This window comes from Paraburkholderia bryophila (assembly GCF_003269035.1).
GTDB classification, from domain to species: Bacteria; Pseudomonadota; Gammaproteobacteria; order Burkholderiales; family Burkholderiaceae; genus Paraburkholderia; species Paraburkholderia bryophila.
In genome coordinates, this window is record NZ_QLTK01000002.1 from 304,066 (window position 1) to 323,763 (window position 19,698).

General features: G+C 63.2%; 20 protein-coding genes. 11 read left to right on the forward strand and 9 right to left on the reverse strand.

Annotation, left to right across the window (positions count from 1 at the left end; genetic code table 11):
- Positions 1 to 67: 67 nt before the first annotated feature.
- The 4 genes from nadB to radC all read right to left on the reverse strand — a co-directional run bounded on the left by nadB (position 68) and on the right by radC (position 3,362).
- Positions 68 to 1,666: an L-aspartate oxidase gene (gene nadB / locus BX591_RS04885; RefSeq protein ID WP_111929592.1), complete on the reverse strand. Its 1,599-nt coding sequence runs from the start codon at positions 1,664 to 1,666 to the stop codon at positions 68 to 70.
- 258 nt (positions 1,667 to 1,924) lie between these two features.
- Positions 1,925 to 2,092: a 50S ribosomal protein L33 gene (gene rpmG, locus BX591_RS04890; protein ID WP_006050116.1), complete on the reverse strand. Its 168-nt coding sequence runs from the start codon at positions 2,090 to 2,092 to the stop codon at positions 1,925 to 1,927.
- Between the two features lie 10 nt (positions 2,093 to 2,102).
- Positions 2,103 to 2,336: a 50S ribosomal protein L28 gene (rpmB, locus tag BX591_RS04895; RefSeq protein WP_035548063.1), complete on the reverse strand. Its 234-nt coding sequence runs from the start codon at positions 2,334 to 2,336 to the stop codon at positions 2,103 to 2,105.
- A 261-nt stretch (positions 2,337 to 2,597) separates the two neighbouring features.
- Positions 2,598 to 3,362, reverse strand: a complete 765-nt coding sequence (gene radC / locus BX591_RS04900) for a RadC family protein (RefSeq protein ID WP_111929593.1) — start codon at positions 3,360 to 3,362, stop codon at positions 2,598 to 2,600.
- 200 nt (positions 3,363 to 3,562) lie between these two features.
- Between radC and BX591_RS04905 the strand changes: the two genes are divergently transcribed.
- From BX591_RS04905 to BX591_RS04935, 7 genes are all read left to right on the forward strand, one after another.
- A complete protein-coding gene (locus BX591_RS04905; RefSeq protein WP_111929594.1) occupies positions 3,563 to 4,018 on the forward strand; it encodes an FKBP-type peptidyl-prolyl cis-trans isomerase in 456 nt (151 codons plus the stop codon).
- 2 nt (positions 4,019 to 4,020) lie between these two features.
- Positions 4,021 to 4,980: a 4-hydroxy-3-methylbut-2-enyl diphosphate reductase gene (gene ispH / locus BX591_RS04910; protein WP_111929595.1), complete on the forward strand. Its 960-nt coding sequence runs from the start codon at positions 4,021 to 4,023 to the stop codon at positions 4,978 to 4,980.
- A 539-nt stretch (positions 4,981 to 5,519) separates the two neighbouring features.
- Positions 5,520 to 6,719 (forward strand): branched-chain amino acid ABC transporter substrate-binding protein, encoded by a 1,200-nt coding sequence (locus tag BX591_RS04915; RefSeq protein ID WP_111929596.1) that lies wholly within the window; start codon positions 5,520 to 5,522, stop codon positions 6,717 to 6,719.
- Positions 6,720 to 6,948: 229 nt separating this feature from the next.
- Positions 6,949 to 7,899 carry a branched-chain amino acid ABC transporter permease gene (locus BX591_RS04920; RefSeq protein WP_111929597.1) on the forward strand — a complete coding sequence of 317 codons (951 nt, stop codon included), beginning with the start codon at positions 6,949 to 6,951 and terminating at the stop codon, positions 7,897 to 7,899.
- Positions 7,900 to 7,917: 18 nt separating this feature from the next.
- The gene (locus BX591_RS04925) at positions 7,918 to 9,087 is read left to right on the forward strand and encodes an ABC transporter permease subunit (protein ID WP_111929598.1); all 1,170 of its coding nucleotides are present in this window, start codon (positions 7,918 to 7,920) and stop codon (positions 9,085 to 9,087) included.
- Positions 9,088 to 9,104: 17 nt separating this feature from the next.
- On the forward strand, positions 9,105 to 9,878 hold the full coding sequence (locus tag BX591_RS04930) for an ABC transporter ATP-binding protein (RefSeq protein ID WP_105508078.1): 774 nt from the start codon (positions 9,105 to 9,107) through the stop codon (positions 9,876 to 9,878).
- A gap of 17 nt (positions 9,879 to 9,895) precedes the next feature.
- Entirely contained in the window at positions 9,896 to 10,600 is a 705-nt protein-coding gene (locus BX591_RS04935) for an ABC transporter ATP-binding protein (protein WP_105508128.1), read from the forward strand.
- Between the two features lie 82 nt (positions 10,601 to 10,682).
- Here the strand turns inward: BX591_RS04935 and BX591_RS04940 are convergent, their stop codons facing one another.
- From BX591_RS04940 to BX591_RS04950, 3 genes are all read right to left on the reverse strand, one after another.
- The gene (locus BX591_RS04940) at positions 10,683 to 11,156 is read right to left on the reverse strand and encodes a GNAT family acetyltransferase (protein WP_111929599.1); all 474 of its coding nucleotides are present in this window, start codon (positions 11,154 to 11,156) and stop codon (positions 10,683 to 10,685) included.
- Positions 11,157 to 11,173: 17 nt separating this feature from the next.
- Complete coding sequence (locus BX591_RS04945) at positions 11,174 to 12,358, reverse strand: acetylornithine transaminase (protein WP_111929600.1); 1,185 nt, start codon at positions 12,356 to 12,358, stop codon at positions 11,174 to 11,176.
- A 403-nt stretch (positions 12,359 to 12,761) separates the two neighbouring features.
- On the reverse strand, positions 12,762 to 13,793 hold the full coding sequence (locus tag BX591_RS04950; protein ID WP_111929601.1) for a CDP-6-deoxy-delta-3,4-glucoseen reductase: 1,032 nt from the start codon (positions 13,791 to 13,793) through the stop codon (positions 12,762 to 12,764).
- Positions 13,794 to 13,872: 79 nt separating this feature from the next.
- Here BX591_RS04950 and BX591_RS04955 point away from each other — a divergent pair, with 79 nt between their 5' ends.
- Positions 13,873 to 14,931: an NAD-dependent epimerase/dehydratase family protein gene (locus BX591_RS04955; protein WP_111929901.1), complete on the forward strand. Its 1,059-nt coding sequence runs from the start codon at positions 13,873 to 13,875 to the stop codon at positions 14,929 to 14,931.
- Between the two features lie 63 nt (positions 14,932 to 14,994).
- On the opposite strand, the gene BX591_RS04960 is transcribed toward BX591_RS04955, so the two are convergent.
- The gene (locus BX591_RS04960) at positions 14,995 to 15,183 is read right to left on the reverse strand and encodes a hypothetical protein (RefSeq protein ID WP_111929602.1); all 189 of its coding nucleotides are present in this window, start codon (positions 15,181 to 15,183) and stop codon (positions 14,995 to 14,997) included.
- 168 nt (positions 15,184 to 15,351) lie between these two features.
- A complete protein-coding gene (locus tag BX591_RS04965) occupies positions 15,352 to 16,062 on the reverse strand; it encodes a pseudouridine synthase (RefSeq protein WP_111929603.1) in 711 nt (236 codons plus the stop codon).
- A 95-nt stretch (positions 16,063 to 16,157) separates the two neighbouring features.
- Here BX591_RS04965 and BX591_RS04970 point away from each other — a divergent pair, with 95 nt between their 5' ends.
- The 3 genes from BX591_RS04970 to BX591_RS04980 all read left to right on the forward strand — a co-directional run bounded on the left by BX591_RS04970 (position 16,158) and on the right by BX591_RS04980 (position 19,648).
- Positions 16,158 to 17,417, forward strand: a complete 1,260-nt coding sequence (locus BX591_RS04970; protein ID WP_111929604.1) for an MFS transporter — start codon at positions 16,158 to 16,160, stop codon at positions 17,415 to 17,417.
- A 180-nt stretch (positions 17,418 to 17,597) separates the two neighbouring features.
- Positions 17,598 to 18,644: a MurR/RpiR family transcriptional regulator gene (locus BX591_RS04975; protein WP_111929605.1), complete on the forward strand. Its 1,047-nt coding sequence runs from the start codon at positions 17,598 to 17,600 to the stop codon at positions 18,642 to 18,644.
- Entirely contained in the window at positions 18,641 to 19,648 is a 1,008-nt protein-coding gene (locus tag BX591_RS04980) for an isoaspartyl peptidase/L-asparaginase family protein (RefSeq protein WP_111929606.1), read from the forward strand. Before BX591_RS04975 ends, BX591_RS04980 begins: the two co-directional genes overlap by 4 nt.
- The last annotated feature ends 50 nt before the right edge of the window (positions 19,649 to 19,698 follow it).

Below are 19,698 nucleotides of genomic sequence, written 5' to 3' on the forward strand. Positions count from 1 at the left end.
TGCCAGAGAAAAGGCCATCGCCAGTGTGCTCACCGGCGATGGCCTTTTCGTTTCGACTCTCGTTCAATCACACGTTGCGGTTGCGCACGTGCTCCGGCGATAGAACTGACGGCAACGCCTTCGGCAATGTGGCGGGCCAGTCGCGGCTGAAATGCAGGCCGCGACTCTCGCGCCGCGACCGCGCGCCTTCCACGATAAGCGAGCCCACATCCACCAGGTTGCGCAGCTCGAGCAGGTCGCGGCTGACCTTGAAGTTCGCGTAGTACTCGTGGATTTCGTCGCGAAGCAGCGCGAGCCGATGTTTGGCGCGCATCAGGCGCTTGTCGGTGCGCACAATCCCGACGTAATTCCACATCAGCCGGCGTAGTTCGTCCCAGTTGTGTGCGACCACCACTTCCTCATCCGGATCGGAGACGCGGCTCTCGTCCCAGTCGGGCAGCGGCGCATGGACGGCGGCGCTGAAGCCCTCGGCCTCGATAGCCTGCGCGGCGGAGCGCCCGATCACGAGGCACTCGAGCAGCGAATTGCTGGCCAGCCGGTTCGCTCCGTGCAGCCCCGTGCAGGACGTTTCGCCGACCGCATACAGGCCCTCGAGATCGGTGCGGCCCGCCAGATCCGTCACGACGCCGCCGCATGTGTAGTGCGCGGCCGGCACGACCGGAATTCCTTCTTTGGTGATATCGATGCCGAATTCCAGGCAGCGCGCCAGGATCGTCGGGAAATGCTCGCGCAGAAATTCAGGCGATTGATGGCTGATGTCGAGATACACACAATCGATGCCGCGCTTCTTGATTTCGAAGTCGATCGCACGCGCGACGATATCGCGTGGCGCGAGTTCGGCGCGCTCGTCGTGGTTCGGCATGAAGCGGGTGCCGTCCGGCAGCTTCAGAATGCCGCCTTCGCCGCGCACGGCCTCCGAGATCAGGAACGACTTCGCGTAGGGATGGAACAGACAGGTCGGATGGAACTGGATGAATTCCATATTCGACACGCGGCAGCCCGCGCGCCACGCCATCGCGATGCCGTCGCCCGTCGCGGTATCGGGGTTCGTCGTGTACAGGTAGACCTTGCCGGCGCCGCCGGTGGCGAGCACGGTGTGCGGCGCTTCGATCGTGACGGTGCGTCCGCTCTGCAGATCGAGCGCGTACAGGCCGTGACACCGACGACCCGGCAAGCCGAGGCGGTCGGAGGTGATCAGATCGATCGCGTAGTGATCTTCGAGCAGCGTGATGTTCGGGTGATGGCGCACGCGCTCGCTGAGCGTGGCGACCACGGCGTGACCGGTTGCGTCCGCGGCGTGAATGATGCGCCGATGGCTATGGCCGCCTTCGCGCGTCAAATGAAAGCCGAGTTCCGCGGCGTCGTCTTTGGTGAACGGGACACCTTGCTCGATCAGCCATTCGATCGCGGCACGCCCGTGTTCGACGATAAAGCGTGTCGCCGCTTCGTCGCACAAGCCGCCGCCGGCAATCAGCGTATCGCGCACGTGGTTTTCGATGCTGTCTGCCGAGTCCAGCACGGCGGCGATGCCGCCTTGCGCCCAATCGCTCGCGCCTTCGGTCATCGATCGCTTGGCGACCACCGCAACCCGCCGCGTCTCGGCGAGATTGAGCGCGACGCTCAAACCAGCCAGACCGCTACCGACAATCGCCACATCGAATTCCATTGCCCGCATCTCCTACTGTCGTTTTGCCATGACGGCGAAACATTCGTTCGCCGCTAAAACGAGAAAGGATACGCGTCGCGATGGAGTAGGGAAAGCTAGCCGAACGGGTTAGGACTATCTCAGTGCGCGAATGGAATGCGGTGGCGTGGTCGCTGAGATTGGAGCAGTGGAAAACAGGCCCGTAGAAAACAAAAAAGCCTCGCATGAATGCGAGGCTTTTTGCGCCTGTCTTTGCCTTCGTCAGGCGGAAACCAAGATTTATTTAATCTTGGTTTCCTTGTAGTCAACGTGCTTACGGACGACCGGATCAAATTTCTTGATCAGCATCTTTTCCGGCATGTTGCGTTTGTTCTTCGTGGTCGTGTAGAAGTGACCCGTGCCTGCGGTCGATTCCAGCTTGATCTTGTCGCGTGCGCCTTTCGCCATGACTTACTCCTTAGGCTTGGCCGCGTGCGCGCAGATCTGCGAGCACAGCGTCAATACCGTTTTTGTCGATCAGGCGCAGGCCGGCGTTCGAAACGCGCAGACGCACCCAACGGTTTTCGCTTTCCACCCAAATACGGCGGTTTTGCAGGTTCGGCAGGAACCGGCGCTTGGTTTTGTTGTTCGCGTGGGAAACGTTGTTGCCGCTCATCGGCGCTTTCCCAGTTACTTGGCATACGCGTGCCATGAGAGCACTCCTAATACGCTAATTCTGAGTTCGAACGCCGTGAAAGTTTCCCGAAAAGAGCCACGCTTAAGTTATGAAACTAGAGGCGCTTGGTCCTTTCCGGAACGCCTCGGTGGCTTCGGAACAGGGGGTTGGAAATAGGCAAACCGGAATTATAGCGGAAAAAAAGCCGCAAAATCAAACCTTATTTGCGATGCCCGACTCCGCGCAACGCCCGTGCGGTCCAGGTTCCGGCTGGATTCGGCCGGGAGTCAAGCCCTGTCACGGCCAGCCGGCGCGGGCGAACGAGTAAACCTGGTCGGTGCCGATCACCAGATGATCGATCAGTTGCACGTCGATCAGCGAGAGGGTGTCACGCAGTGCGCGCGTCAGGCGGTAATCGCTCGCGCTTGGCTCGACGACGCCGGAGGGGTGATTATGCGCGACGATCAGGCTGGCTGCATTCAAACTTAACGCGCGACGGGCGATTTCGCGCGGATACACCGCCATCCGTGTGAGCGTGCCTTGCGCACTTTTTTCGCATTTGATCAACCGATGACGGGCATCGAGATAGAGCGACATGAACACTTCCTGTTGAAGCGAGCCGATCCGCAGGCGCAGGAAATTCTCCACGGCTTCAGGCGAGTTCATCAGCGAGCGTTCGCGCATGCGGGCAACCAGCGAGCGGCGCGCCATTTCCATGATGGCCAGCAACTGGGCGATTTTCGCCGGTCCGATGCCGCGGATGCCCTCGAAGTCCGGGTAGGTTGCGTCGAGCATCGCGCGTAACGAGCCGAAGCGCTCCAGCAATGCGCGCGCGACGCTGAACACATCGTGTCCGGGCAAGCCCGAACCCAGCACCAGCACGATCATCTCGGTGTCCGACAACACCTCTGGCCCGTGGTCGATCAGGCGTTCGCGCGGCATGTCCTGCTTCGGCCACTTGCCGCCGATAAGCCGCGGGCGTGGCCGTTTGCCGCGTGCCGCCGGCGCCGGGAGCACGGCTCGCAACGGGGTTTCGTCAATCAGGCTGGCGTAATCGGCCATATATAGAGAGTCCTCCGGTTCGGTTTGAGGGCGGCGCCCATGCCGCGCCGCTCTGCGACGCAGCCAAGCCAGCGCAGGCTATGTGGCTTACAATAAGCGCTTTGCGCACGGCACCTCCGACGGTTTGCCACACGCGTACTGCTGCGTCGACTGCACCCGCGGCGCACGCGTGCAGCGCGCTTCGACTGAGCGAGCATTGCATGAGCATCATCGACATTTCCGAAGTGAAACCCGGTTCACACGTCACGCTTCACTACCGGCTTTCCCTTGCCGATGGCGCCGAAGTCATCAACACGTTTACCGAGAAGCCGGCCACGCTGCTGCTCGGCGCCGGTCAACTGGCGCCGCCGCTGGAAGCTATTTTGCTGGGTTTGAAGGTGGGCCACCATTCGACCTTTCAGCTAATGCCCGGTCAGGCCTTCGGTCCTCGCAATCCGGAATTGATCCAGCGCGTGTCGCTGGCCACGCTGCGAGAAAACAGCATGATCGGTGAGGATTTTTCGCCCGGTGATCTGGTCGAATTCAACGCGCCGGGTGGCGGCCGGTACGCTGGCGTTCTGAAGGAGGTCGGCGAAACCTCGGCCCTGTTCGATTTCAACCACCCGCTTGCCGGCCAGGCGCTGGCGTTCGAAGTGAAAATCATCGGGATTTTGTAAACATGAGCATCACGGATACGACTCTTGCCGAAACCGAGATCCTGCTGGCGCAGCCGCGCGGGTTCTGTGCCGGCGTCGACCGGGCGATCGAGATCGTCGAGCGGGCCATCAAGCTGCACGGCTCGCCGATCTACGTGCGTCACGAAATCGTCCACAACGCCTATGTCGTCGAAGATCTGCGCAAGAAGGGCGCGATTTTCATCGAGCGGCTGGAAGAGGTGCCGGCCGGCAACACGGTGATCTTCAGCGCGCACGGCGTATCTAAAGCCGTGCGTTCCGAGGCCGAGTCGCGCGGGCTGCGGGTGTACGACGCCACGTGTCCGCTCGTGACCAAGGTGCATATCGAAGTGGCGAAGATGCGCCAGGACGGTTTCGACATCGTCATGATCGGCCACAAGGGGCATCCTGAGGTCGAGGGCACCATGGGCCAGGCCGGCGAGGGCATGCACCTGGTCGAAGACATCGAGGACGTGCAAGCCTTGCAGCTCGACGACCCCGAACGGATTGCGTTTGTCACGCAAACCACGCTGTCGGTCGACGACGCCGCCGAGATCATCCGTGCGCTGAAGACCAAATATCCGTCTATCCGTGAGCCGAAGAAGCAGGACATCTGCTACGCCACGCAAAACCGCCAGGACGCGGTGAAATTCATGGCGCCGCAGTGCGACGTTGTGATCGTGGTCGGCAGCCCGAACAGTTCGAACTCCAACCGCTTGCGCGAGCTGGCCGAAAAGCTCGGCGTACCCGCCTATATGGTGGATTCGCCCGATCAGATCGACCCGATCTGGGTAGAAGGCAAGCGCCGCATCGGCGTGACCGCGGGCGCCTCGGCGCCGGAAGTGCTGGCTCAGGCGGTGATCGCCCGCTTGCGCGAACTGGGCGTGCGCAACGTGCGCGCGCTCGAGGGCATCGAGGAAAACATCGCGTTTCCGCTGCCGCGCGGGCTAGGTCTGCCTGCCTGACAATTAGCTGACCATGAAAGGAAGCGCACCCGAGGGTGCGCTTTTTTTACGCCTATCGATCAGACGATCTCAGAATGAATAAAGTGCCAGATCATGAGTTACAGCTCGTTTTAGTGGCCTTGCGCACAAATTCTTTTGAAAACCAATCTGGTTTTTAAACTCATCTTTGTCGATATGGCCCCGTTTATTATCAGCAAAAGCGCTTGCGCGGATTTTTGACGCACTAAAATAGTGCGTGATCAGGGATATCAAGAGAAACGTAATACCTAACGCGAAACGCGCTGCAATCGGGGCTTGAGCCAATTCGCCGCAACACTTGATGCCACGGGGTGCGACGCTGGTGCAACTGATGCACGAAAAATAGTCGCAACCGGGTTGCGCCTTTTAGTGAATTTTGCTCTCAAAATAAGGTTGCAATGCAGGAAAACCCTGCCGGTTCAACAATATTGCCCGTCGCAAAATTGGAGTTACAATGCGCGCGTTCTCAAGGCCTCCGGGTCCCGAACACGAGATTTTGCAAGGCGCAGGAGACCTACTTAATGCGAGTCAAATTTGCTTACGCCGTGTCCATCGCGGCCGCGGTTGCGATGCTGACCGCGTGCGGCAAGAAACAGGATGGCGAGGCGGGAGCAGGTGCATCGGCGGCCGTAACGGCGGCGGCACCGGCGAGCGAAGCGACGGTCGTGAAAATCGGTCATGCGGCCCCATTGACGGGTGGCATTGCGCACCTTGGCAAAGACAATGAGAACGGCGCGCGTCTGGCGGTCGAGGAAATCAACACACAGGGTTTAACGATCGACGGCCACAAGATCCAGTTGGAGCTCGACGCGCAGGACGATGCAGCGGACCCGAAAACGGGCACCGCCGTCGCGCAGAAGCTGGTCGACGATCACGTGGTCGCGGTGGTGGGGCATCTGAATTCCGGGGTGTCGATTCCGGCTTCGAAGATCTATAGCGATGCGAGCATCGTGCAGATCTCGCCGTCGTCGACCAATCCGGCCTACACGCAGCAGGGTTTCAAGACGACCTATCGGGTCGTCGCCACGGACGCGCAACAAGGTCCGGCGCTCGCCGATTACGCCACGAAGGCGTTGGGCGCCAAACGCATCGCGGTAGTGGACGATGCAACCGCCTACGGTAAGGGGCTCGCGGACGAATTCGCGAAGACCGTACAGGCGAGCGGAGCGAAGATCGTCGCGCGGGAAGCGACGAACGACCGGGCCACGGATTTCCGGGCCATCCTCACAAAGATCAAGAGTGTTCAGCCGGACGTGATTATGTTCGGCGGCATGGACGCGACGGGCGGGCCGTTTACCAAACAGGCGGCGGCGCTCGGTATCAGGGCAAAAATCCTTGGCGGCGACGGTGTGTGTACCGACAAGGTGGGGGAGCTGGCGGGATCCGCCGTGCAAAACCTGGTCTGCTCGGAGGCGGGACTCGCGCTTTCGAAGATGGACAAGGGAGCGGACTTCGAAAAGAAGTACGTGGACCGCTTCCACACACCGGTGCAGATTTACGCACCGTTCACGTATGACGCTGTGTACGTGATTGTCGATGCAATGAAGCGCGCTAATTCGATCGAGGCGCCCAAGGTGCTGGCTGCGATGCCGTCCACCGATTACAACGGTGTAATCGGCCACATCGCGTTCGACGACAAGGGTGATTTGAAAGAGGGCGCCATTACGCTTTACGACTTCAAGGACGGCAAGAAAGCGGTTCTCGACGTCGTGAAGATGTGATGACGGGACGTTCAGCCTGACGGCACCGAAACCACCCAACGGTGCCGTTTTTGCATCCGCTCAAGGCGAGCCTGCAACCGCATCCCGGTCGTCATGGCAAACCGGCGGCGGATAACCCTTACCGGTCTTTTACATCAGTACCCGCAGTGCCGTTGAGATTCCGTGACGCATCACCGCCCACCGGCTGATGAAGAGCGCGAATCCAGTCGCACGGGCTAAGGAGCATTAAATGGATATCTTCATCCAGCAGGTCCTCAACGGGCTGGTGCTTGGCAGCGTTTACGCCATCATCGCACTGGGCTATACGATGGTTTACGGCATCTTGGGCATCATCAACTTCGCTCACGGCGACGTGTTGATGGTGGGCGCGATGGTTGCGCTCTCAGCCATAGGCGTGCTTCAGAACCACTTCCCCGGCCTCGGCAATGTGCCGACGCTCGTCATCGCGCTGATCATCGCCGCTATTGTGTGCGCGGCCGTCGGCTATACGATCGAGCGGGTGGCCTACCGGCCGTTGCGTAAAGCACCGCGTCTCGCTCCGCTGATCACCGCGATCGGCGTGTCGATCCTGCTGCAGACGCTGGCCATGATGATCTGGTCGCGCAACCCGTTGCCGTTCCCGCAACTGTTGCCCACCGACCCGATCAACGTGATCAAGGCCACCGACACGACGCCGGGCGCCGTGATCTCGATGACTGAAATCGTGATCATCGTGGTGGCCTTCCTCGTGATGGCCGGCCTGCTGCTGCTGGTGCACAAAACCAAGCTCGGCCGCGCGATGCGTGCGATCGCCGAGAACCCGGGCAATGCCAGCCTGATGGGCGTGAACCCGAACTTCGTGATTTCGGCGACCTTCATGATCGGCTCGGCGCTCGCCGCTCTGGCCGGCGTGATGATCGCGTCCGAATACGGCAACGCGCACTTCTACATGGGCTTCATCCCCGGTCTGAAGGCCTTTACGGCAGCGGTACTGGGCGGTATCGGCAATCTCGGCGGCGCGATGGTGGGCGGGGTGATCCTTGGCCTGATCGAGCAGTTGGGCGCCGGCTATATCGGCAACCTCACCGGTGGTGTGTTCGGCAGTAATTATCAGGACGTGTTCGCTTTCATCGTGCTGATCGTTGTGCTGGTGTTCCGTCCGTCGGGTCTGCTCGGCGAACGCGTTGCGGATCGCGCCTGATTCTGGGAGTAAATAAACATGACCTCAATTCAACCGATCGAGCCGTCCACGACGCTCATCCCTGAAAAGAACCGCACCAAGACGCTGACGGTCGGCATCATCACCGCGATCTTCGTGATCGCCGCGCCGATGATCATCGGCACGGCCGGCGGCAACTACTGGGTCCGCGTGCTCGACTTCGCGATGCTGTACGTGATGCTCGCGCTCGGCCTCAACGTGGTGGTCGGCTTCGCCGGCCTGCTGGACTTGGGCTACATCGCGTTCTACGCGGTCGGCGCCTACACGTCCGCGCTGCTGAGTTCGCCGCATCTGGCGTCGCAATTCGAATGGATCGCGCACCTCGCGCCGAACGGGCTGCATGTGCCGTTCCTGATCATCGTGCCGTGCGCGATGGCGGTGGCCGCGCTGTTCGGCGTGCTGCTCGGCGCACCGACGCTGCGTCTGCGTGGCGACTACCTCGCCATCGTGACGTTGGGCTTCGGAGAAATCGTGCGGATCTTCCTGAACAACCTCGACCGTCCGGTGAACATCACCAACGGCCCGAAGGGCATCACGGCGATCGACCCGGTTCACTTCGGCGACTTCAGCCTCGCGCAGACGCACTCGCTGTTCGGCTTCCAGTTCCCCACGGTGTACTCGTACTACTACCTGTTCGTGGTCGCAGCGTTGGCCGTGATCTGGGTGTGTACGCGCTTGCAGCACTCGCGTATCGGCCGCGCATGGGCCGCGATCCGCGAAGACGAAATCGCCGCCAAGGCGATGGGCATCAACACCCGCAACGTGAAGTTGCTGGCGTTCGCGATGGGCGCGTCGTTCGGCGGCCTGTCGGGCGCGATGTTCGGCTCGTTCCAGGGCTTCGTGTCGCCGGAATCGTTCACGCTGCCGGAATCGATCGTGGTGCTGGCGTGCGTGGTGCTGGGCGGTATGGGCCATATCCCGGGCGTGATTCTCGGCGCGGTGCTGCTCGCGGTGCTGCCGGAATTCCTGCGCTCCACGATGGGTCCGCTGCAGAACATGGTCTTCGGTCACGAAATCGTCGACACGGAAGTGATCCGTCAGCTGGTCTACGCACTCGCCATGGTGCTGATCATGCTGTATCGCTCGGAAGGCTTGTGGCCGTCGCCCAAGCATGAAGACAAGATTGCGAAACTGACGAAGCGTGGCGGCAAGAAGCCCGTTCGCGCCTAAGCCGGGGAGAGAAAATAATGAGCGACAACATTCGACTGTCGGTGAAAGGCGTCAACAAGCGCTTCGGCGGCTTGCAGGCGCTGTCCGACGTCGGGCTTGAAATCAAGTCCGGCCAGATTTACGGTTTGATCGGCCCGAACGGCGCCGGCAAGACGACCTTCTTCAACGTGATCACGGGCCTGTACACACCGGATTCGGGCGAGTTCAAGCTCGACGGCGAGAACTACACGCCGACCGCGGTGTATCAGGTGGCGAAAGCCGGTATCGCGCGTACGTTCCAGAACATCCGTCTGTTCGGCGGCATGACCGCGCTGGAAAACGTGATGGTCGGCCGTCACGTGCGTACCAAACACGGCCTGCTCGGCGCGGTGTTCCAGACCCCGGCCGAACGCAAGGAAGAGCGCGAGATCAAGGAACGCGCGATCGAACTGCTCGAGTACGTCGGCATTGCGCAGTACGCGGACTACACGTCGCGCAACCTGTCGTACGGCCACCAGCGCCGTCTGGAAATTGCCCGCGCATTGGCGACCGATCCGAAGCTGCTCGCACTGGACGAACCGGCGGCCGGCATGAATGCGACGGAAAAGGTCGAGCTGACCAAGCTGCTCGACAAGATCCGCAGCGACGGCAAGACGATCCTGCTGATCGAGCACGACGTGAAACTCGTGATGGGTCTGTGCAACCAGATGACGGTGCTCGACTACGGCAAGGTGATTGCGCAAGGTCTGCCGTCAGACGTGCAGAAGGATCCGAAGGTGATCGAAGCTTATCTGGGTGCGGGAGTCCACTGATGTCCACAACGCAAGCAATGTTGAAAATCAAGGGCCTGCAGGTCAATTACGGCGGCATCCAGGCAGTCAAGGGCATCGACCTCGAAGTCCAGCAGGGCGAACTGGTCACGCTGATCGGCGCGAACGGTGCAGGCAAGACCACGACGATGAAGGCGATCACGGGTCTGAAGCCGTACACGATCGGCGACATCGAGTACATGGGCGAATCGATCAAGGGCGTGCCGCCGCATCTGCTGCTCAAGCGCGGTCTGGCGATGGTGCCGGAAGGGCGCGGTATCTTCGCGCGCATGTCGATCGTCGAGAACATGCAGATGGGCGCTTATCTGCGGACCGACACCGACGGCATCAAGGCAGACGTCGATCGCATGTTCGGCTTCTTCCCGCGTCTGAAGGAACGGGCCACGCAGTACGCAGGCACGCTCTCCGGCGGCGAACAGCAAATGCTGGCCATGGCGCGCGCGATCATCAGCAAGCCGAAGCTGTTGTTGCTGGATGAACCGTCGATGGGTCTGTCGCCGATCATGGTCGAGAAGATCTTCGAAGTGGTGCGAGCGATCTCGGCGGAAGGCATGACCGTGCTGCTGGTCGAGCAGAACGCGCGTCTCGCGCTGCAGGCGGCGAACCGCGGCTATGTGATGGACTCGGGTCTGGTCACGATGTCCGGCGACGCGAAACAGATGCTGGACGATCCGAAGGTGCGGGCGGCTTATCTGGGTGAATAACCTGGCTTAGCCGGACGAGACCGATAAGAAAGGCTGCATGCGCAAAACGCATGCAGCTTTTTTTATTCCGACGCGCGACGCTTCAGCTTGCCGCCGCCACGGGTTCCGCGAGCTCGCCGAGGCGTTTGCCCAAACTGATCACCGCGTCGGCGCGATACCCGAGCGCTTCGTAAAACTCGCGGATCTCGGTCTTCGCGGACAACACCTGCAGATTCAGCTTCGGGCAACCCAGCCCGGTCAACACCTGTTCGACGTGCGCGACCAGCCGCGTACCGATCCCGTGACGTCGCACCGACTCGTCGACGGCGAGCGAATAGAGCCAGCCCCGGTGACCGTCGTAGCCGCCCATCACCGTGCCGACGATGCGCTCGTCGAGCGTCGCGACGAAGAACAGTTCCGGTTGTGTCGCCAGCTTGTTGGCGATCGACAGATGCGGGTTGCGCTGCGGCCTTGTCACGTCCCGGTACTCGGGGAAGGCTTCTTGCCACAGCGCGACCACGACATCGGTGTCGCGCGCGTCGAAGCGGCGGATCGATAGCGTGGAGGTCGTCGTCATAAGTGCGTTCCTGGTCGTTACAGCGTGTCGAGAATCGAACGCAGCATGGCCATCATCTGGTCGATTTCCTCGTTCGTCACGTTCAGTGCCGGCATGAAGCGCAGCAGGTTCGGGCGCGCCGCGTTGAGCAGCAGACCGTCGGGCTGCATCACACGGGCCTTCTCGACGATCTGGTTGCCGATGTCCTTGCCGAGCAGCAGGGCGCGCAGCAGACCTTCACCGCGCTCGCCTTCGAAGCCGCGCTCCGCCGACAACTCCAGCAGCTTCGCGCGCAGATACTCGCCGCGCTCGCGCACGCCCTCGAGGAAACCCGGCGCCACCAGTTGCGAGATCACCGAATAGCCGACCGCGGTCATCAGCGGATTGCCGTTGTAGGTGCCGCCCTGGTCGCCGGCTTCGAACACGGCGACATTCGCCTTCGACAGCAGCGCCGCGAGCGGCACGCCGCCGCCGATGCCCTTGCCGAGCGTCATGATGTCCGGCTCGATACCCGACAGTTCGTAGGCGAACAGCGTGCCGGCGCGGCCGCAACCGCTTTGCACTTCGTCGACGATCAGCAGCAGGTTGTGCTGTTGGGTCAGCGCGCGCAATTGCTTCATGAATTCGGGGGTAGCCGGAATCACGCCACCTTCGCCCTGAATCGGTTCGAGCATCACGGCAACGGTCTTCGCGTTGATGAGCTTTTCCACCGACGCGATGTCGTTCAGGTCCGCTTTCGGGAAGCCCGGCACTTGCGGTGCGTAGATCGTGTCCCAGCCCGGCTTGCCGCTGGCCGACATGGTGGCCAGCGTACGGCCGTGGAAGCTGTGGTCGAACGTGATGATCTCGAACGCGCCGTCCTTGAACTTCTTGCCCCACTTGCGCGCGAGCTTGATCGCGCCTTCGTTGGCTTCGGCGCCACTGTTGGTGAAGAACACCTTGTCGAAGCAGCTGTGTTGCGTGAGCAGGCCGGCGAGTTGCGCCATCGGCTCGTTGTAGAAAGCCGGCGACGGATTGAACAGCAGCCTGGCCTGTTTGTTCAGCGCTTCGATCATGCCTTCGTTGCAATGTCCGAGGCTGTTCACCGCCCAGCCCTGGATGAAGTCCAGATATCGCTTGCCGGTATTGTCGTAGAGCCACGAGCCCTTGCCGTGCGTGAAAACGATTTCGGGCCGGTTCGTGATGTACATCAGCGACTCGATCGGGTACTCAGTGAAATTCATGACGGCAGGCTCCAGACAACGGATGAAGGGTGAATGAAAGTTGACCGGATACGCAACAGAGCGGCCGGGGATGGAACGGAACGGCAAAAACAAAAAAGCCACGGCATGCCGTGGCTTTCATGATTCGAACTGCGTGCGCCTGGGTGTGGCGCGAATCCGTGACGAAGCCAGCGGCGTCCCTAAGGGAGCGGCGAGCGGCGACGTCGGAGTTCGGATTGGATGCGGTTCATGCGCGAAAGAATACGACAAGGAAAGCGCTGGTGTAAACCATGAATTTGTACGAGGGCCTGCGAAATGGATTCTGGATGAGTCTGCCAGCGGGCATGTTTCCATTTGATGAACGGCGCGATGGCTAACCAGTCGCGCCGTTCGGGGCCTGGCGTGTAGCGTTAAATCGCGTGGTTCAAACCGCGTTCGCCAGATCCGCGGCGCTCGTGAACGAGTCCGCATAGAACTCATCTTGCGGCAGCCCGTGATGCTGGGTGAAATCGCGCTGGGCCGATTCGACCATGACCGGTGCGCCGCAGGCATACACCTGGTACGCCGACAGATCCGGCAAGTCTTCGATCACCGCGCGATGCACGAAGCCGACGCGGCCCGTCCACGCGTCTTGCGCGTCCGGCTCCGACAGCACCGGCACGAACTTGAAGTTCGGAATCTCGCGCGCCCATTGCTCGGCGAGTTCGAGCAGATACAGGTCTTTCTTGCGGCGTGCGCCCCAGTAAAGCGTCATGGGACGATTCAGGTTCTTGAACACCGCATGCTCGACGATCGCCTTCAGCGGCGCGAAGCCCGTGCCCGAAGCCAGCAGCACGATTGGCCGGTCGGAATCTTCACGCAGGAAGAACGTGCCGAGCGGCGCTTCGAAGCGCAGGATGTCGCGCTCTTTCAGCGTGTTGAACACGTGATCCGTGAATGCGCCGCCGGGCATGTGGCGCAGATGCAGCTCGATCGGGCCTTCGGTGTGCGGCGCGCTCGCCATCGAATAGCTGCGGCGCTTGCCGTCCTTCAGGATGAATTCGAGGTACTGACCGGCCAGATATTGCAGACGTTCGTTGGCGGGCAGTTGCAGCTTCAGCACGACGACGTCGTCGGCCTTGCGTTCGATCGCGTTGACGCGGCACGGCAGCTTTTTGACCTGCACGTCGCCGACCCCGGCCACTTCGCGAATGTCCACTTCGAGATCGGAGCAGGCGGTCGCGCAGCACAACAGCGCCATGCCGCGAGTCTTTTCGTCGTTCGACAACGCCGACGACGAATGCGCGCGCTGTTCGACCTGGCCGCTGAGTACAGCGCCCTTGCACGAGCCGCATGCGCCGTTCTTGCAGCCGTACGGCAGGCCGATGCCCTGGCGCAACGCGGCGCTCAGCACCGGTTCGTCCTGTTCTACCTGAAACTGCCGGCCGCTTTGCCGGAGCGTGACGTTGAATGCCATAAAGTGTGGGGAAATCGAAAAGTCGGTAATCGTTATCGGACCCGCCGCGTTCGCGGCCGACGGCTACAATGCGTCCACCATGAAAGCGACACGAAACTTCCGCCGGCCGCGCGTGTTGATCGTAGGGTGCGGCGATGTCGGCATGCGCTGCGTGCCCTTGCTGCAACCCCGTGCACACGTCTTCGCACTGACCAGCCACGCCGGGCGTTGCGCCGAACTGCGCGCCGCAGGCGTCACGCCGCTGGTCGGCGATCTGGATCAGCGCCGCAGCCTGAAACGGGTCGCGAGACTCGCGCCGACGGTGCTGCACCTTGCTCCGCCGCAAAAAAATGGCGACGACGATCTGCGTACCCGCGCGTTGCTCGCGACGCTCGGCGCTCGTGGCGCCCGCGCGCTGCGCGCCGCGGCGACGCCTGCCGTGGCGCCGGTTGGACGGCTGCGCCGCGAACAGGTTGCGCGTGCCGGTGTGGCCGGGTTTGCCTTGCAAGGCGGATCCGGGACAGCCGATATTGTACCCGACGGGGTCGGCCGTGCCGCCGCTTCGCGCGCGCCGATCCGCCTCGTGTACGCCAGCACGACGGGCGTCTACGGCGATTGCGGCGGCGCCTGGATCGACGAGACGCGCGTGACGCAGGCCACCAATGCGCGTGCCAAACGCCGCGTGTCGGCCGAGCGGCAAATGCGGCGGGCAACCGCTCGCGGCGCGGTCCGCGCCAGCATCGCGCGGATTCCCGGCATCTATGCGGGTAACCGTCTGCCGCTCGCGCGGCTCGAAAAACGCACGCCGGCTCTGATCGATGCCGACGATGTCTACACCAACCATATCCACGCCGACGATCTCGCCGCGATCCTCGTGCGGCTCGCGACACACGGCCGGCCGGCGCGCGTGATTCACGCGTCGGACGACTCGTCGTTGAAAATGGGGGAGTACTTCGACGCGGTTGCCGATGCCTTCGGTGTCGAGCGTGCGCCGCGTATCACGCGTGCCCAGGCCGAGCAGGCGATCGAGCCGACCATGCTGTCGTTCATGCGTGAATCGCGGCGGCTGATGAACCGGCGCCTCAAGAGGGAGTTACGCGTGCGATTGCGCTACCCGAGCGTGCAGGATTTTCTCCGCGAGGCCCTGACGAAGGGGTAAAACGCGTCGAGCGTGAAGGCGCGACGCCGCACCCAGCCGCGAGCGTCTCGTTGCCCCGAAGCCTCAAGTCAGCGCCGGCAATGCCTCCAGCAGCAGGAAACACAGCATCGCGCCGATCAACGCGCCGATCAGATTCGGATGATAGGAATGCCGCAGCCGCATCGCGATCAGCAGTCCGCCGATCAGAACCAGCCCGAGACACATAAAAGCAATCATCACGGGCGAGATCCGGATAGTGTCGTGGATCATCATGGCGCGCCTCCTTGAACCCTTTGTTGTCTTTGTTTAAAGGAGTATAGGGCGAGCTGTAAGGAAGAGCATGCTGCGGCGCAGCGCATGAACGCCGTCCGTGAGCGCCTGTGTGCGGCCGCGCACAGGCTTTTTCCTGCCGCTTCAAGGCCTTGATGCGCGGCTACCGGTTTACCCGCTCCGTAAAGATCCGAGGTCGGTTTCGTCGAGCCATTGCCATGCGCCCGGCGCAAGCGTCGCGGGCAGCGTAAGTCCGCCGATCCGCTCGCGATGCAGCGCCTCGCAACGGTTGCCGGCGGCGGCGATCATCCGCTTGACCTGGTGGTATTTGCCTTCCATGACCGTGAGCGCGAGCGCGTGCTCGCCGCGCGCTACCGCGTCGACCGCGGCGATCGGTCTCGGTTCGCCGTGCAACAACACGCCTTCGCGCAACGCGCCCAGTTGCGTATCGTCGAGCGGATGGCGCGTGGTCGCGACATACAACTTCGGCACCTTGCGTTTCGGCGACGTGAACAGATGCACGAACTTGCCGTCGTCGGAGAGCAGCAGCAGGCCGGTGGTGTCCTGGTCGAGCCGCCCCACGCATTGCACGCCGCGCTCCGCGAATTGCGGCGGCAACAGGCTGAATACGCTCGGATGATGCTGCGGGTCGCGCGAACATTCGTAGCCGGCCGGCTTGTTCAGCAGCAGATAGGCGTGCTCGCGATACGGCCAGACGACGCCGTCCACGCTGAAGTGGAAGGCGTTGCCGGTGACGGGGAAATCGGCGTCGGCATCGGTGCGCACGGCGCCGTCGATGCTCACGCGCGCGTCGCCGATCAACGCGCGGCATTGGCGGCGCGAGCCGAAACCTTGAGTAAAGAGAATGCTTTCGAGATTCATGGCGAGCGAAGAATAACACCGCAAGAAGCGGAGCGCCTCACGGCGCGAGTCGGACGACGATGGGCTCCTCATCACCCAGCCCAAGGAGTGCTTCGATGCCCGCCGCTTCCTCTTCATCTGCCACCATCCGATCCCGCTTGCCGGCCGCGTTCCAGCGGCTCGCCTGGTCGAACCTGGTCGCGCAGTCGGCCGAACAGATCAGCCTCGCCGCCGCGCCGCTCGTCGCGGTGTTCATGCTCGGCGCCGACGCGCGCGACACGGGCCTGCTGCAAACCGCGCAGACGCTGCCGTTCCTGTTGCTGTCTATCCCGCTCGGCGTCTGGGCCGATCGTCGCTCGCGCCGGTTGCTGATGACGCTCGCCGAAAGCGTGCGCGTGATCGCGATGCTGTGCGTCCTGCTGCTGGTGTCGACGCATGCGTTGAGCCTACCGCTGCTCGCCGCGCTCGGCTTCGTGGCGGCGACCGGCACGGTGGCCTACAACGTCGCGGCGCCGTCGCTGGTGCCCGCGCTGGTGCCGCGCGAGGCGTTCGCCAGCGCCAACGGCCGGCTCGAATTGGCGCGCAGCGTCGCGTATTCGGCGGGGCCGGCGCTGGGCGGTTTGCTGGTCGGCTGGATCGGCGCGGGATGGGCGTATGGCTGCGCTGCGGGACTATCGGCGCTGGCCGTTGCGTTGCTGGCCGGACTGCGCGAACCGCCGCGCGCGGCTGTGCCGCAGCGCCACTTCCTGCTGGAGTTGCGCGACGGCACGCGCTTCGTGCTGCGCGATGCGCTGCTGCGTCCCATGCTCGCGACCGCCGTGTTCTTCAACCTCGGCTTCTTCATCCTGCAAGCGGTGTACGTGCCCTACGCGGTGCATCGGTTGGGGCTGAGCGCGTCGATGGTCGGTGTGACGCTCGGCGCCTATGGCGTCGGCATGGTGTGCGGCGCGCTGGCTGCGCCCGCGATCGCGCGGCGTCTCGCCTTCGGGCGCGTGCTGATCATCGGGCCGTCGTGCGGCCTGCTTGCGTCGCTCGTGATGGTGGCGACGCTCGTCGCGCCGTCCTTCTGGCTGGCGATGTTGAGCTTCTTCCTGGTCGGCGCGGGTCCCATTCTGTGGGTGGTCGGCTCGACCACGCTGCGCCAGGCGATTACTCCCGAACGGATGATGGGCCGCGTGTCGGCGCTCAACAGCACCGCCACTTACGGCGCGCGGCCGCTGGGTGCGTTGCTCGGCGCGGCGATCAGCGCACGCTGGGGCATGGACGCGTGCCTCGTCGCGGCGGCTGCCGCTTTCGTCGTGCAGGCGCTGATTATCTTCATGTCGCCGGCGGCACGGCTCGAGCGCATTCCCGAACAAAGCGCCGCCGCCTGCTGAAAACAAATTTTCATCCGGCCGCTGCGTGCCGTGCGGCGATGCGTGGATGGGCCGCCTGAGCCAACACGCATCATCCGGAGAAACCCTCGGAAATGAAAATGAATTTTTTTCTGCGAGTTTTCTATGTAAATATACTTTCATTCATTTTCATTACGGCACTGGCCCGGCCAACCCGCTCGCATGATTCATCAACCGTCCGTTGCGCCCAATTCCGCCGAGCAGGCTATCGCGGCGCGCATCGCCGCCGCGATGCCGACGCTCACGCCGATCCACCGGCGTATGGGCGACTACGTGCTGGCCAATCTGTTCCGCGCGGCCACCATGCGGATCGACGAGCTGGCGAGCGTGGTGGGCGCGTCGGTGGCGACGGCGAATCGCTTCGCTCGTGCGCTCGGCTTCGACGGTTATCCGCAGTTTCGCGAGGCGCTGGTGCGCGGTTTCGAGGCGACGCTCGCGCCGGTCGAGCGCTTGCGCAGCGCCCAGGAATCGCTCGCGGCCGGCGACGACGTACTCGACGCGTCGCTGGAACAAGCCGCCAATAATCTGCACGCCACCCGCACGGCGATCGACCGGAACGCGGCTGAAGCCGCCGTCGAAGCGATCATCGCGGCGCGTCGTGTGTTCGTGCTCGGCTACGGCGCCAGCGCGTTTCTCGCCGGGCTGATGGAGCACGGCCTGATGCCGTATCACGACAACGTGCAGTCGCTCGCGCTGATGGGCGGCCCGTCGCATGCCGCGCGGCGTCTGTTCGCCTCCAACGAGGACGATCTCGTGATCGGCCTCGCGTTTCCGCGTTACGTCGAAGACACGATCGAACTCGCGCGCCGCGCCGCAAGCCGGGGTGCTCGCGTGCTCGCGCTGACCGACAGTCCGCGTTCACCGCTCGCGCAATTCGCCGATCTCTCGCTCTACATTCGCGCCGACCGGCGGCTCGCGGCCAATGCCGATTCGGCCGTGCTGGCCGTGATCGAGGCACTATGCGACGCGGTTGCCTATCGGGCGAAGCGCTCGGTCAAGGCCGCCGCCGAAGTCAGCGAATTCGTGCTGCCGTGGCTGGTCGATCCGCACGCCGAGAACGCCGGCCCGAACGAGCGGCCCGCGCGCGTCGTGAGCCGTGCCGCGAGCGCTGCCGGCAAACCAGGCAAGCCCGGCAAGCCCGGTGAGCCGGCCGCTACGGCCACGCCCCGATCCACCCGAACTTCCAGCAAGACCCAGGCTAAACGATGAACTCCAACGCAGTCATTGCCATTCATGGCGGCGCCGGGACGATCCTGCGCGCGTCGATGTCGGCCAGCGCCGAAGCCGACTATCACGCTGCCTTGCATGCGGTGCTGAGCGCCGGCCAGCGCGTGCTGGCCGACGGCGGCAGCGCGCTCGACGCGGTGAGCGAAGCGGTGCGTCTGCTCGAAGACTGCCCGCTGTTCAATGCGGGCCGCGGCGCGGTGTACACGGCGGCCGGCACGCATGAAATGGACGCCGCCATCATGGACGGCAGCACGCTCGAAGCCGGCGCGATCTGCTGCGTGAAACGCGTGCGCAATCCGATCCTGGCGGCGCGCAAGGTACTGGAACGCAGCGAGCACGTGCTGTTCACCGGCGAAGGTGCCGAAGCGTTCGCGGCCGCGCAGGGACTCGAATTCGCCGAACCCGACTATTTCCATACCGACGCGCGTCATCGTCAGTGGCTGCTCGCGCGCGATCAGCACCGCGCGATGCTGGATCACGACGGCGCGTCGCTTGCCGCCACGCCGTCGGCGGAGTCCGGGGCCAGCGGCAACGACGACCCCACGCCGCACGAACCGATCGACCCGAACCGCAAGTTCGGCACCGTCGGCGCGGTCGCACTCGATCGGCATGGCCACGTGGCCGCGGCGACCTCGACGGGTGGCGTCACCAACAAACAGGTCGGCCGGGTCGGCGACACGCCGCTGATCGGCGCGGGCTGCTATGCGGACGACGCCACCTGCGCGGTCTCCACGACCGGCTCCGGCGAGATGTTCATGCGCATGGTCGCGGCCTACGACGTCGCCGCGCAAATGGCTTATCGCCAGGTGTCGCTGCAGGAAGCGGCCGACGACGTGGTGATGAACCGTTTGCCGAAGATCGACGGCCGTGGCGGTCTGATCGCCGTCGACGCGCGCGGCAACGTCACGCTGCCGTTCAACACCGAAGGCATGTATCGCGGCTTCGCGCGTCTCGGCGAAACGCCGGTGACGGCGATCTATCGCTAGCAGGCCTCGCCGGATCTACTGAATCATGGGTCGAACGCTCGCGCCTGCGC